The following is a 12,680-nucleotide window of genomic DNA, read 5'->3' on the forward strand; positions in this document are numbered from 1 at the left end:
CCCGTTGATGACACCCGGGCCAGCACCGTTGATGACACCCGGGCCAGCACCGCTGGTGACACCCGGGCCAGCACCGGCCAGGCCCGACAATGTGCCTGCGGCGGGCGAAGGCCCAGGCCACGACGATCCTGACCAGACCGTCCGCGATCCTCTATCCGAGGCGAAGACCGCCGATCCGACATCGACGCTCGGCATGCCACGTCCCGCCGCGCGCTCGCGCCGAGCGAGGAGCCCAGGCCGGCGAGGTCAACACCGCCCGGCACCCGGAAGCCCGCACCGCCGAGACCGGACTACGGCCAGCCACCGGCGAACCCCGAACCCCGGCACTCTGAAACTGCCCGTGCGACAAAACCTCGGACCCACCCGGCCCACCTACCAGAGCGGGCATCCCGAGACACGCGCATCACGGCCCAGCACCACAACTAACCGCCAGCAGAATCAGCACCGAAAACAGCGCATTCAGAAACGCGGTCCACCCGGCTAATAAATTGACGCCGCCTCCACATTCCGCACCTGAATGGGAGTGACTCCGGACGTACTTACATTGGCAGTTCCGCACGCGGGATCAAGGACGCGGGCTCTTGCGAAACGGCCCTGCGCGCGGCGCGGCGCGGCGCGGCGGTCGGCGCGGCGGGTCGCGGAGCTGGCGGGCTGGCGGGCTGGCGGGCTGGCGGGCTGGCGGGCTGGCGGGCTGGCGGCTAGCCGTTCGGGCTCGCGGGGGGCGAGGGTGCTGGTCAGGGTGTCGATCGCGCTGTCGTAGGCGTGCTGCGGCGGCGTGGCGTAGCCGACGACGATGCCCAGTGGCGAGTCCTGGGGGCGGGAATAGAAGCGGCTGAGGCCGTCTACGGCGATGCCGCGGTCGGAGAGGTGTGCCAGGATCTCGCTCTCGGTGCCTGTTGAGGCCGGCAGGTGCAGGACCGCGTGCAGGCCGGCGGCGATCCCCGAGAGCCGGGCGCCGGGCAGGCGCGCCGCCACCGCGTGGCCGAGGTGGTCGCGGCGTTTGCGGTACCGGAGACGGCAGCGCCGCAGGTGCCGGTCGAGATCGCCGCGGCGGATCATGTGGGCCAGGGCCAGCTGATCGATCACGTTGACGTAGGCCTCGTCGTACCGCATCGCCTCGCGCAACGCCGGCACCAGCGCGGTCGGAGCGGCGATCCAGGCGATGCGCAGCGCCGGCGCCACCGTCTTGCTGACCGTTCCGGTGTAGACGACGTGCTCGGGCGCGAGGCCCTGCAGAGCGCCGACGGGCTGCCGGTCGTACCGGAACTCCCCGTCGTAGTCGTCCTCGACGACGACGGCGCCGGTACGCCGCGCCCAGTCGAGCAGCTGGACCCGCCGCTGCGGGCCGAGGGTGACCCCGAGCGGGAACTGATGCGCCGGGGTGAGCACGACGGCCGCCGCATCGCCGAGGTCGTCGACGACCAGGCCATCGGCGTCGACGGGCACCCGGCGAACCCGGTGGCCCAGGTGTCCGGCGAGAGCCGGGTAGTCGAGCAGCGTCGGATCCTCGAAGGCCACCGTCTGCCCGGCCACCATCAGGATCAGGCGCAGGGCGTGCGTGTACCCGGCGCACACGATGATGTTCGACGGTGCGGTGATCACACCCCGGGCCCGGCCGAGATAGTCGGCGAGGGCGGCGCGCAGTTCCCGCGATCCGGTGGGGTCGCCGTAGGCCAGCGCGTCATTCGGCATGGTCTGCAGCACGTGCCGGGTCGCGGCCAGCCACTCGCGGCGCGGGAACATCGACAGATCCGGCAGCCCGGGCCGCAGGTCGAACCCGGGCACCGGCGGCCGGAACGGCCCGGTGGGCGGCAGCTCCGGACGGGGCGCCGGACCGTGCCGGGGCGCGACCAGCATGCCGGATCGCGGTCGGGCGGTCAGATATCCCTCGGCGGCGAGCTGCTCGTAGACCTGGGTGACGGTTCCCCGCGCGAAGCCGAGCTCCTGGGCCAGAGCCCGCGACGAGGGCAGCCGGTCACCGGGCGCGAGCCGTCCACTGCGTACCGCCTCGCGCAGGGCCTGTTCGAGCCCGTGGCGCCGGCCGTGCTCCCGGTCGATGCGCAGGTGAAGATCCCAGCCGGTTCTGGCCCACTGATCCGCCATGCGACTGGACTATATCGATGGTCCAGATGATTCCTACGGTGAAGGCATGAAGCATCTCGCGATGGCCATCGGCCTGACTGCGCACCTGTCCGGGAGCAGGGACGAAAGATATCGGAGGCGGTTCTGGAGGCCGATGAGGCACACTCGCGGGCATGTCCGCGACACCCCGCAGCGTCACTGAACTGCTGACGATCGATACGAAGCTCAAGTACCTCTATTTCTGGGGGCATCAGCCGGAGCGGGACGGCAGTGTCGGTGCCGGGTGTCTGAGTCAGTGGTCGGCGGAGTCGTTCAGCGTGGACGGGCGGCGGTTCTCGACCGCCGAGCACTACATGATGTGGCGCAAGGCGACGCTGTTCGGCGACGAGGCCACGGCCGAGCGGATCCTGGCCGCGCCGCACCCGAAGGCGGCGAAGGACCTCGGCGGGCGGGCGACCGGATTTGATCAGCAGACCTGGAACGAGCACCGGTTCGCGATCGTGGTGGACGGCAACCTCGCCAAGTTCACCCAGCATCCGGCGCTCGGCACCTATCTGCTCGGCACCGGCGGGCGGGTGCTGGTCGAGGCCAGCCCGATGGACCGGATCTGGGGCATCGGCCTGGGCCGCGACGACGAACGCGCCGCCGACCCGCGCCGGTGGCGTGGCCTGAACCTGCTGGGTTTCGCCCTCATGGAGGTCCGCGACCGGCTCGGATAGGCCTCCGGCCGAGGCCCTGTCGCCGTTCCTCGCCGCTCACTCCGGACAGCGATTCAGAGAGAGTCCAGTCGCTGTGCAGTGGGGTTGCCTAGCTTGCTGGCGTGACATCGAACGCAGTGGAAGAGGCCGACGTCGTCGTCATCGGGTCGGGGATGGGTGGGCTGGCCGCGGCGCGGATGCTGGCGCAGTTCGGCGGGCGGCGGGTGGTGGTGCTGGAGCAGCACTACACGCTCGGCGGGATGACTCACGAGTTCTCGCGGGAGGGGCGGTTCCGGTTCGGGACCGGGCTGCATTACATCGCCGCCAACGCCGGGCCGTTCCTGAACTTCATGACCGACGGGCGGGTGCAGCTTCAGCCGCTGCCGGACGACTACGACCTGCTGCACTTCCCGGATTTCGACTTCGCCGTGCCGGCCGGGCGGGAACAGTACGCCGCCCGCCTCAAGGAGCGGTTCCCCGCCGAAGCTCGCGCCATCGACCGCTACTTCCGTACGGTCCGGCGGGCCACGGTCGGTCTGGTCGCTCGCAACATCTTCTCCTCGTTCTCCGCGCCGGTACGCCGGCTCGGGTTCGCCGCCGCCGAACTGCTCTCTCCCGCTACCTATCGCACCTCGCGGGACCAGCTCGAACGCAGCATCCGGGACCCGCGGCTGCGGGCGATCCTGGCCGCGCGCTGGGGCCTCTACGGCACCCCGCCGGAGCGGAGCGCGTTCGGTTATCACGCCGCGGTGCCGACGACGTTCTTCCTGGAGGGCACCGCGCATCCGGTCGGTGGCCCGCACGAGGTGAACCGGATCGTTCTGGAAATCCTCGGGCGGCTCGGTGTCGAGGTACGGGCCCGGCAGCAGGTCACCGCGATCCGCACGGAGAACAACCGGGTGACCGGCGTCGACGTCGAGGACACCGCCACCGGCCGCCGCTATCGGGTGAACGCGCCGACGGTGGTGTCGGCGGCCGGGGTACGCAACACCTACGCGATGCTCGGGCGGGAGCAGCCCGGCCTGCCCTCCGAGCCGTCCGCGGTGATGCTGTTCCTCGGGCTGAACCGGTCACCGGCGGAGCTGGGCCCCCGGGGTGAGAACCACTGGCTCATCGATGACGGCCACACCGTGTACGTCTCGTTCGCCTCGCTGAACAACCCGGCTGCCCGCCACCACACCGTGGAGATCCTCGAACTTGTCGACCCGTCCACCTTCGACCGGTGGCGGGGCACCGACCCGGAGCAGCGGCCGGAGGAGTACCGCAGGCTCAAGGAGGAGCTGACCGAACGTCTGATCGCCCGTCTCGACAAACAGTGGCCCGGCATCCGGGAGATGATCGCGTTCGCCGAGCTCGCCACACCGCTGTCGTTCGAGACGTACCAGCGCAGTGTTCTCGGTTCCTTCTACGGGCTGGCGGCGACTCCGGAACGGTTGCGATCGACGGTGGCCGGTCCGCGTACCGAAGTGAAGGGGTTGGTTGTCGCAGGCCAGGACGCGTGGGGCACGGGGGTGGTGGGCGCGCTGTCCGGCGGATTGATGGCCGCGAACGTGGTGCTCCCGGGCAGGCAGGTCGGCGCGATGTGGCGCGCCCTGCAGAAGGCATCGCCGAAGCCGCTGCCACACAAGGACGGTGAGTGGCAGGGTTATCTGACGGTCGCCGCCGTCGAGGAACTGACCCCGTCGATCCGCCGGATCCGGCTCGCGGCGATGGGCGGCGGGCCGATCCCGTTCACGTTCCGCGCCGGGCAGTACCTGAAGATCGACCTGCCGGTGGCGGTCGAACCGATCGAACGCTCCTATTCGATCTCCAGCGGGCCGGGTGTCACGGACCATGTCGAGATCGCGGTGAAGCGGGAGCCGGACGGTCTCGGCTCCACGTTCCTGCACGACGAGCTGGAGCCGGGCCAGGCGTTGCGGGTGACCGGCCCGGTCGGCGAATTCGTGTGGGAACACGAAGACGGAACGCTGCTGCTGATCGCCGGCGGCATCGGCATCACGCCCCTGATGAGTGTCCTGGCCGCTGCCGCGGACGCCGGCCACACCGGACGCATCGTGCTGCTGGCCGGTTGCCGGACCGAGGAGGAGATCCCGTTCCGGGGTGAGTTGAAGCAGCTCCAGGGCCGGTTGCCGGGTTTGGAGGTCGTCTACTTCCTCTCCCAAGTGGGACACGGCAGCCGCATCGATCTGGAGGCATTGCGCGCCTACCAAGATGTCACCAGGGTTCACCTTTGCGGCCCGGCCGCGATGATGCAGGACGTCATCGGGCATCTGACCAGCCTCGGTGTCCCCCGCGATGCCGTGCACACCGAGGCGTTTGTGTCCGGACGCAGCCGGGAGACCCGCCGGGAACGCGCGCACGTCATCGCTCTGGCCGCCGAGAAAGCGGGTGTGACCCGGTTCAACATCCGCGACGACGACACGACTTTCCCCTGTTCGCCGGGGCAGACCGTGCTCGACGCCGCCAACGCCGCCGGCGAGCCGTTCCCGCAGTCGTGCGGTGAGGGTGCCTGCGGCACGTGCCGGGTGCGGATCGTCGCGGGCGCCTACGAGACCGATCCGCGTGGCATGTTCTCCACCGAGGAGCTGGCCGCCGGGTGGCGACTGGCCTGCCAGACCCTGCCGACCGAGGATCTGACGGTGACGCTCAGCTGACGCTATATCGGCCCGGGCGGTGGTTCATCGCCAGGACCATGTTGAGGACGACGGCGCCCGCCGCGGACAGCAGCGCGGCGCCGATCGGCAGCACGAGCAGCGACAGCAGAATGACGACGCCGTCGAGGGCCATCTGGACGTACCCGGCGCGCCAGCCCCACCGGTCCTGGCTGATCAGGGCGATCACGTTGAAGCCGCCGAGACTCGCGCCATGGCGGAAAATGATCAGGATGCCGATACCGGTCGCCAGGTTGCCGGCGATGGTGGCGTAGACCAGGGTCAGCTGGACCAGTGACATCATCGCCGGGTGCAGCAGGGAGAACAGCGAGACCAGACCGATCCCGGCGGCCGAGCGGACCGTGAACGACCATCCGCGCCGGGTGATCGCCAGCAGCACGAACGGCACGTTCACCACGACGAACACGGCGGCCAGGGGCCATCCGGTGGCCTGTTCGATGAGCAGGCCGAGCCCGGCGGTGCCGCCGGTCGCGATGCCGCCGGACTTCAGCAGGAACAGGCCGAACGACGCCAGGAACGCCCCGGTGACGATGCCGACCGCGTCCTCCACCGGGGTGTGGCGCAGGGTCGTCGGCTGGTGAAGGGTTTCCGTTGTCACCCGATAATGATCAAGGCGGGCGCGCGATCTGCGCTATGTGATGTCTTCTGACTGGACAATCTGTCCAGCCCAAAGATCAACAGCTTGGGTACGCGTCAGCGAAAGAGCATTCTCGTCATCAGCCCGCAATAACCGCGTGCACCGACGAAACAGCGGCCGCGCCCTCGCCGACCGCGGTGGCCACCCGCTTCGTCGAGCCTGATCGCAAGTCGCCGACAGCGAAGACGGCCGGGGCGCTGGTCTGGTACGGCAGAGGTCCCGGGGTGGGTACGAACCCGTCCGGGTCCTTGTCGACACCGGTCAGCCAGTCGGAGACCGGGTCGGCGCCGATGAAGCAGAAGAGCGCCCGGCAATCGAGGCGTTCCCGGGCCGAGCGGGGCCGCTCCACCACGATCGACGTGAGCAACTCATCACCCGCCAGCTCGCACACCGCCGTCCCCACATGCAACCGAATCCCCGGATGCGCCCGGATCCGGTCGGTCAGATAGGACGACATCCGCGCACCCAGATCACTCCCCCGGATGATCAGATCCACGAACGCACCCCGCGCCGCCAGCGACAACGCCGCCTGCCCCGCCGAATTCGCGCCGCCGACGACGGTGACCGGCTGGTTCTCGTACCCTCGGACGTCGAGCTCGCTGGCCGCGTACCGGATGCAACCGGAACTCTCGAAGCGCGACCAGCCGTCGATGTTCAGCCGGCGATAGCCGGCGCCGGTCGCGGCGATCACCGCGGCCGCCGGGATGCGCGAGCCGTCGGCCAGCAGCACCGCGGGCCGGCGCGGTTCGGCCAGGTCGAGGCCGGTGACCGCGCACGGCGCATAGATCCGCACGCCGAACTTCAGGGCCTGGACCATCGCGAGCCGGGCCAGGTCCTCGCCGCTGATGCCCTGCGGGAAGCCGAGGTAGTTCTCGATCCGGGCGCTCTTCGCGGCCTGCCCGCCGATGCCGGCGCGGTCCAGCAGCACGGTGTTCAGGCCTTCGGACGCGGCGTAGACGGCGGCGGCCAGCCCGGCCGGTCCGGCACCGACGACGACCAGGTCAGCCGGTGGGCCGCCGGTCCGGTAGGTGAGGCCGATCGCGTCGGCGACCGTTCCCGGGGTGGCGCGGCGCAGCACCGTGCCCCGGACCAGCGCGGCCGGCAGGTCACCGTCGCCGAGCCCGGCCGACCGCATCAGCGCGAGTCCCGGTGCGGAGGCGGCGTCCACCCACGAGTGCGGCAGCAGCAGCTGGCCAGCGTAGGTCCGCAGCGCCGCCGAGGCGGCGTCGCCGTCCCGGCCGATCATCTCCAGCGCGGCGCCGGCCGCGGTACGGATGACGTCACGCCGCACCCGGAACGCCTCGATCAGCACGTCGGCGATGTCCACCTGCTCGGCCAGCGCCCGGCGCAGCGGGCCGTCCTCGATCCGGATCACCGTGCCCGGGGCGACGACCCGGGCGGTCAAATAGACGTTCTGGCCGGTCAGCAGGCTGAGCTCGCCGAGGAAGTCTCCCGGGACACCCTGGTAGATCACCACCGAGTCCAGGACGATGTCGACGCTCGCGGTCCCGAGCAGGAAGAAGTCGTAGGAGTCGTCGCCGGCCGCGAAGAGATCCTCACCGGCCACCACGGTCTCGGCCGTGCCGTAAACCGCCAGCCGCCGGAACTGGCCGGCGTCCAGCGAGGGCCCGCTCGGCGGCCTGCTCATGCCCGCACCGGAACAGCACGGCGGGCGACCGTCACGACGTACAGCAGAAGGCCCGCCGCGGTGAGCACGAATCCCGCCCAGACCGTGGACAGCGGGCCCCAGCCGGCGTCGATGGTGAACGCACCACCGATCGCGCCGAGCGAGTTCGCCAGGTTCAGCGCTGCCAGGTTGAGTGCGCCCATCAGCGTCGGCGCGTCCGGGGCGAAACCGGTCAGCCGGACCTGGATCGTGGGGATCGCGTACATCATCGTGGCGCCGACGCCGAACAGGCACGGGAACAGCACGACCAGGTTCTCCCCGGCCACGCCGATCAGCACCAGCAGGACCAGGACGCCGGCGTACCCGTGAATCAGGCCCCGGTGCGGGTGCCGGTCGGCGACCCGGCCGCCGAGATAGTTGCCGGCGGCCATGCCGAGACCGAAAACGGCCAGCGCGATCGGAATCAGCGCGGCGTCCCGGCCGGCCGCGTCGGTGACGAACGGGCCGATGAACGTGTAGACCGCGAAGATGCTGGAGATGCCGAGCGCCGCGACCGCGACCATCAGCCACACGCCACCGCGGCGCAGCGCGCTCAGCTCACCGGCGACCGAGCCGCCGCGCAGATCATCGGTCCGCGGCAGCCACGCTACCAACGCGAGTCCGGCGGCGACCCCGATCACCACGACCGTCCAGTACATCGCCCGCCAGCCCGCGTTCTGGCCGATGAACGTGCCGAGCGGCGAGCCGACGATGGTGGCCACGGTCAGCCCGCCCATCACTGTCGCGAACGCCTTGCCGCCGCGCCCCGGACCGTACACATAGGCCGCCACGACCGCGCCGGCGCCGAAGAACGCGCCCTGCACACAGCCCGCGACAAACCGGAAAACCACCAGCGACTCGATGCTGGGAGCCACCGCTGACAGGCCGTTTCCGGCCAGAAAGAGCACGATCAAACCCAGGAGCAGGGTACGCCGATTCACCCGAGCCGCGAGCAGAGTGATCGCCGGCGAGCCGATGACCACGCCGAACGCGTACGCGGTGATCGCATGAGTGGCGACCGGCAGGGACACGCCGAGGTCGGCGGAGAACAGCTGGATGATGCCGTTGCTGCCGAACTCGCCGGTGCCGATCGCGAACGTGCCGAGCGCCAGGGCGAGCAGCGTCAGTCTCGGGTTCCGGATTCCGGTGGTGCGGTGCCGGCTCTCCTCGGCGGCGCACTGGGGTGCGTAGGCATGCTGATGCATCCCCGGATCCTGCGGCCCGGCAGTGAACCGCTTCTTCCTTCGCTCGTGATCGCGGTCCAGTGGCCGTCCACAAGCGGCTCCTAGCGTCGGCGTCCGACAAGCCGACGAGGGGATCTGAGGAAATGTTGCGAGCCATCAAGACCACGGCGGCGTTCGCCGCTGTCGCCGCCATCGGCCTTTTCACCATGCCGGCCGCCGAGGCCGGTGGCCGGCCCGGACCGAAACCAACAATCGTGCTGGTGCACGGCGCGTTCGCGGACAGCAGCGGCTTCAACGCCGTCGCGAAACGGCTGCTCGCCGGCGGGTACCCGGTGGTGTCCGCGCCGAACCCGCTGCGCGGGCTCACCCACGACGCCACCCAGGTACGCGCGCTGCTGGACAGCATCAGCGGCCCGATCGTGCTGGTCGGGCACTCGTACGGCGGTGCGGTGATCTCCACCGCGGCGACCGGGAACGCGAACGTGAAGGCCCTGGTCTACCTGGCCGCGTTCGTCCCGGAGACCGGGGAGTCCGCCGAGCAGCTGGCCGGCAAGTTCCCGGGCAGCACCGTCGGCACGTCGCTGAAGCCGGTGCCGCTGCCGGACGGCCAGGTCGACCTCTACATCAACCCGGCGGTGTTCCACCCCAACTTCGCCGGCGACCTGCCGGCCCGCGACGCCGCCCTGTACGCGATCGCCCAGCGCCCGGCGACCGGGGCGGCGCTCGGCGAACCGGCGTCGGCACCGCAGGCCTGGCACGACATCCCGAGCTACGACCTGATCTCCGGCGCCGACAGAATCATCCCGCCGGCCGCGCAGGAGTTCATGGCGAAGCGGGCCGGCGCGAAGATCCAGGTGGTGCGCGGGGCCTCGCATCTGGTCTTCGTTTCTCAGCCCGACACCACGGTGGCGTTCATCGAGCGGGCGGTGCGCGAGACCGCCCGCTGACGAGGTGGGCGCGGCGGGCTCAGTCCCAGGCGAACGCTGCCTGCCGGGCATCGGAGCGGATGCGGTCCAGGTCGGCCGGGGTGAGGCCGGCCTGGGGTGCGGCCACTGCGTATTCGCCGGACAGGGTGATCGCCGACGTTCTCGGGTCGTCCGTCGACAGGGCCACCGGCACGCCCGCGTCCACCAGGCGTTTCACCGGGTGTTCGGCGTAACTCGGTGCGGTGCTGGTGTGCAGGTTGCTGGTCAGGCTCACTTCCAGGGGGATCCGGTGCGACGCCAGGTGGTCCAGCAGCGCCGGGTCCTCCACGGCACGCACACCGTGGCCGATGCGCTCGGCGCCCAGGTGCCGCACGGCGTCCCAGACACTGGCCGGGCCGGCCGCTTCACCGGCGTGTGCGGTGATCCGCAACCCGGCGTCGCGGGCCTGCCGGAACGGGCCGGCGAACTCGGCGGCCGGCACACCCGCCTCATTACCGGCGATGTCGACGCCACACAGGACGTTCTTCCTGCTCAGGAGGGTGCTCATTTGCGCGTACCCCTGCTCTGGCCCGAGATCGCGCAGGAGGATGCCGATGAGCCCGACCCGCATCGGGGTGTCGCTCGCGGAGCGGGCGCCCTCGGCGACCGCGTCGATGACCGCCTCGGGCGCGAGGCCGGTCTCCTGGTTGATGAACCACGGGCTGAAGCGGATCTCCAGATAGTCGAGGCCGTCGTCCGCGGCGTCCTGCACGCACTCGCGGGCCGCGCGCACCCAGTCGTCGAGGCGCGGGAAGGCCGAGGGCGCCGCGTCGACCTTGTCGAGGTACGGCAGCAGGCCACCGAGCGGCCCCCGCGCGACCAGCAGGTCCTCGGGGTCGGCGGCGGAGGCGAGCGGATGACCGTCGCGGTGGGCGAGTTCCAGAGTGGTCGCCACCCGGAGGGTGCCCTCGAGGTGGCGGTGAAGATCGATGAGCACAGGTCGTCCTTGAGTATCGAGTAACAGAAGCGGTAAGAACAGTCTCGACTTCATGGTGGTCGCATGACACGCTGTCCAGTGTGCAGTTGCGGTATAACTACCGGATCTACCCGGACGCCAGCCAGCGCACCGCGCTGGCACAGGCATTCGGGTGCGCCAGGGTGGTTTTCAACGACGGGCTTCGCGCTCGGCAGGCCGCCCGAGAGCGCGGCGAGACATACATATCCGACGGCGCACTGTCGAAGCAGGTCATCACGCAGGCCAAGGCGACCGAGCAGCGATCATGGCTGGGCGAGGTATTTCGCGTCGTTCGTCGTGCAGACGACCGAGGACGAGAAAATGCCCACGGTCGCATCTGAGGTCGGGATCGACCTGGGACTGACCCACTACGTGGTCCTCTCCGACGGCACGAAGGTGACTGCCCCGAAATTCCTGCGCCGGACAGCTCACAAGCTCAAACGGTTGCAGCAGAGCCTGTCTCGCAAGTCCCCAGGATCGAACCGGCGCAAGAAAGCCGTCATCAAAGTCGCCAAGGCCCATGCCAAGGTGGCCGATACCCGGCGGGACTGGCAGCACAAGCTCTCCACGACGATCATCCGCGACAACCAAGCGGTGTACGTCGAGGACCTGTGCATTGCCGGTCTTGGCCGCACCTGGCTGGCTAAGTCCGTGCACGATGCGGGCTGGGCCAGCTTCACCGCCATGCTGGAATACAAGGCGGCGCGTTACGGGCGCGTCTTTGCTCGGGTCGACCGGTTCCTTCCCTCCACCCGGATGTGCTCCGACTGCGGTCGTGTCGGCGACAAGATGGCACTGAACGTGCGGGCGTGGCAGTGTCCATGTGGTAGCCACCACGACCGGGACGTCAACGCCGCCAGAAATGTATTGGCCGCCGGGCAGGCGGACAACTCAAACGACCGCGGAGCGCAGGTAAGACCAGGACTCGTCCGGGCACCGCGCGATGAAACGGTAACCAGCCTCAGTGCCGTGCGGTCCACGCGCAGCAGCGAGGCAATCGCCGTCCCTCAGAACGGCGAGGATGTCAATGGTAGAAATCCTTGCGGTACGAGTGATCACCGAACACGGACGTGCGACGCCGGGGGCGTAGGCAGCACGTCGTGATCACGACGCCACGATAACATCGCCTGCCGCCTGGGCATCGAACACTGGGAGTGAGTCATGGACCGCAACAGTTCCGCCGCCGCCGGAACGACCGATGCCGCCCGGATCTCGCCGGTCTATCGCGCGGTGATGGCGGCAGCGGTGCCGATCGTCCGCTGGTGGGGCCGCGTGGAGGTGGTCGGGGCGGAGAACGTGCCGACGCACGGCGCGACGATCGTCCCGGCCAACCACGACAGCGCGTGGGACCCGGTGGTGATCGCGTGCGCGGTCCGCAAGCGCCGTCAGATCCAGGCTCTCGCGAAGGCGTCGCTGTGGAAGAACCCGGTGCTCGCGTGGGTTCTCGACGGGATGGGCCAGATCCCGGTCCGGCGCGGCCAGGCCGACATGGACGCGCTCGACGCCGCGGTGGAGTGCCTCAAATCCGGGGGCTGCCTCGGGATCTTCCCGGAGGGCACCCGATCGCAGGGCAAGCAGTTGCGCGCCCGCAGCGGCGCCGGACGCCTCGCCCAGGCGGTGCCGGAGGCCCGCATCGTCTGCGCGGCGGTCACCGGAACGGTCGACATCGCCCGTTTCCCCCGCCGCCCCCGCCTCACGGTGACGTTCTTCGAGCCGACGCCGGCCCCGGTGGGCGAGACCGCCCAGCAGCTGTCGGTACGCCTGACCGAGGAACTCCGCGCGGTGGCCCCGATCGCGACGGCGGGCCGACGCTCCTGACCT

Annotated in this window: 11 protein-coding genes; 6 read left to right on the forward strand and 5 right to left on the reverse strand. The window is 70.1% G+C overall.

The annotated features are described in order from the left end of the window. Window positions 1-480 precede the first annotated feature (480 nt). Window positions 481-2,103 carry a MocR-like pyridoxine biosynthesis transcription factor PdxR gene (gene pdxR, locus B0I29_RS30580; RefSeq protein WP_111652580.1) on the reverse strand — a complete coding sequence of 541 codons (1,623 nt, stop codon included), beginning with the start codon at window positions 2,101-2,103 and terminating at the stop codon, window positions 481-483. 152 nt (window positions 2,104-2,255) lie between these two features. On the opposite strand from pdxR, the gene B0I29_RS30585 reads away from it, so the two are divergent. Beyond that, window positions 2,256-2,801: a riboflavin biosynthesis intermediates N-glycosidase gene (locus B0I29_RS30585; RefSeq protein ID WP_111652581.1), complete on the forward strand. Its 546-nt coding sequence runs from the start codon at window positions 2,256-2,258 to the stop codon at window positions 2,799-2,801. A 101-nt stretch (window positions 2,802-2,902) separates the two neighbouring features. Continuing rightward, window positions 2,903-5,434, forward strand: a complete 2,532-nt coding sequence (locus B0I29_RS30590; protein ID WP_146616927.1) for an FAD-dependent oxidoreductase — start codon at window positions 2,903-2,905, stop codon at window positions 5,432-5,434. On the opposite strand, the gene B0I29_RS30595 is transcribed toward B0I29_RS30590, so the two are convergent. The 3 genes from B0I29_RS30595 to B0I29_RS30605 form a co-directional block, all read right to left on the reverse strand. Then, window positions 5,427-6,050, reverse strand: coding sequence for a YitT family protein (locus B0I29_RS30595; RefSeq protein ID WP_111652583.1), 624 nt, complete (start codon window positions 6,048-6,050; stop codon window positions 5,427-5,429). The genes B0I29_RS30590 and B0I29_RS30595 overlap by 8 nt on opposite strands. Before the next feature lie 118 nt (window positions 6,051-6,168). Beyond that, window positions 6,169-7,737 (reverse strand): FAD-dependent oxidoreductase, encoded by a 1,569-nt coding sequence (locus tag B0I29_RS30600; RefSeq protein WP_111652584.1) that lies wholly within the window; start codon window positions 7,735-7,737, stop codon window positions 6,169-6,171. Then, on the reverse strand, window positions 7,734-8,960 hold the full coding sequence (locus B0I29_RS30605; RefSeq protein WP_111652585.1) for an MFS transporter: 1,227 nt from the start codon (window positions 8,958-8,960) through the stop codon (window positions 7,734-7,736). The genes B0I29_RS30600 and B0I29_RS30605 overlap by 4 nt, the downstream gene beginning before the upstream one ends. Window positions 8,961-9,082: 122 nt before the next feature. On the opposite strand from B0I29_RS30605, the gene B0I29_RS30610 reads away from it, so the two are divergent. Beyond that, window positions 9,083-9,886, forward strand: a complete 804-nt coding sequence (locus tag B0I29_RS30610; RefSeq protein WP_111652586.1) for an alpha/beta fold hydrolase — start codon at window positions 9,083-9,085, stop codon at window positions 9,884-9,886. Window positions 9,887-9,905: 19 nt separating this feature from the next. Here the strand turns inward: B0I29_RS30610 and add are convergent, their stop codons facing one another. Continuing rightward, complete coding sequence (gene add, locus B0I29_RS30615) at window positions 9,906-10,841, reverse strand: adenosine deaminase (protein ID WP_111652587.1); 936 nt, start codon at window positions 10,839-10,841, stop codon at window positions 9,906-9,908. Between the two features lie 80 nt (window positions 10,842-10,921). Here add and B0I29_RS46345 point away from each other — a divergent pair, with 80 nt between their 5' ends. The 3 genes from B0I29_RS46345 to B0I29_RS30625 are packed head-to-tail and all read left to right on the forward strand — an operon-like array spanning window position 10,922 to window position 12,677. Further along, a complete protein-coding gene (locus B0I29_RS46345; protein ID WP_220091435.1) occupies window positions 10,922-11,200 on the forward strand; it encodes a helix-turn-helix domain-containing protein in 279 nt (92 codons plus the stop codon). Continuing rightward, window positions 11,157-11,963 (forward strand): RNA-guided endonuclease InsQ/TnpB family protein, encoded by an 807-nt coding sequence (locus B0I29_RS46350; RefSeq protein ID WP_220091436.1) that lies wholly within the window; start codon window positions 11,157-11,159, stop codon window positions 11,961-11,963. The genes B0I29_RS46345 and B0I29_RS46350 overlap by 44 nt, the downstream gene beginning before the upstream one ends. 57 nt (window positions 11,964-12,020) lie before the next feature. Then, window positions 12,021-12,677: a lysophospholipid acyltransferase family protein gene (locus tag B0I29_RS30625; protein WP_111652588.1), complete on the forward strand. Its 657-nt coding sequence runs from the start codon at window positions 12,021-12,023 to the stop codon at window positions 12,675-12,677. Window positions 12,678-12,680 lie beyond the last annotated feature (3 nt).

Origin of the sequence: Actinoplanes lutulentus (assembly GCF_003259845.1) — a bacterium.
GTDB classification, from domain to species: Bacteria; Actinomycetota; Actinomycetes; order Mycobacteriales; family Micromonosporaceae; genus Actinoplanes; species Actinoplanes lutulentus.

Bases quoted from the DNA above. Each gene is read 5' to 3' on its own strand.
- B0I29_RS30600 (WP_111652584.1), bottom strand. From the start codon at position 7,737: ATGAGCAGGCCGCCGAGCGGGCCCTCGCTGGACGCCGGCCAGTTCCGG.
- B0I29_RS30585 (WP_111652581.1), top strand. From the start codon at position 2,256: ATGTCCGCGACACCCCGCAGCGTCACTGAACTGCTGACGATCGATACG.
- B0I29_RS30605 (WP_111652585.1), bottom strand. From the start codon at position 8,960: ATGCATCAGCATGCCTACGCACCCCAGTGCGCCGCCGAGGAGAGCCGG.
- B0I29_RS30625 (WP_111652588.1), top strand. From the start codon at position 12,021: ATGGACCGCAACAGTTCCGCCGCCGCCGGAACGACCGATGCCGCCCGG.
- pdxR (WP_111652580.1), bottom strand. From the start codon at position 2,103: ATGGCGGATCAGTGGGCCAGAACCGGCTGGGATCTTCACCTGCGCATC.
- B0I29_RS30610 (WP_111652586.1), top strand. From the start codon at position 9,083: ATGTTGCGAGCCATCAAGACCACGGCGGCGTTCGCCGCTGTCGCCGCC.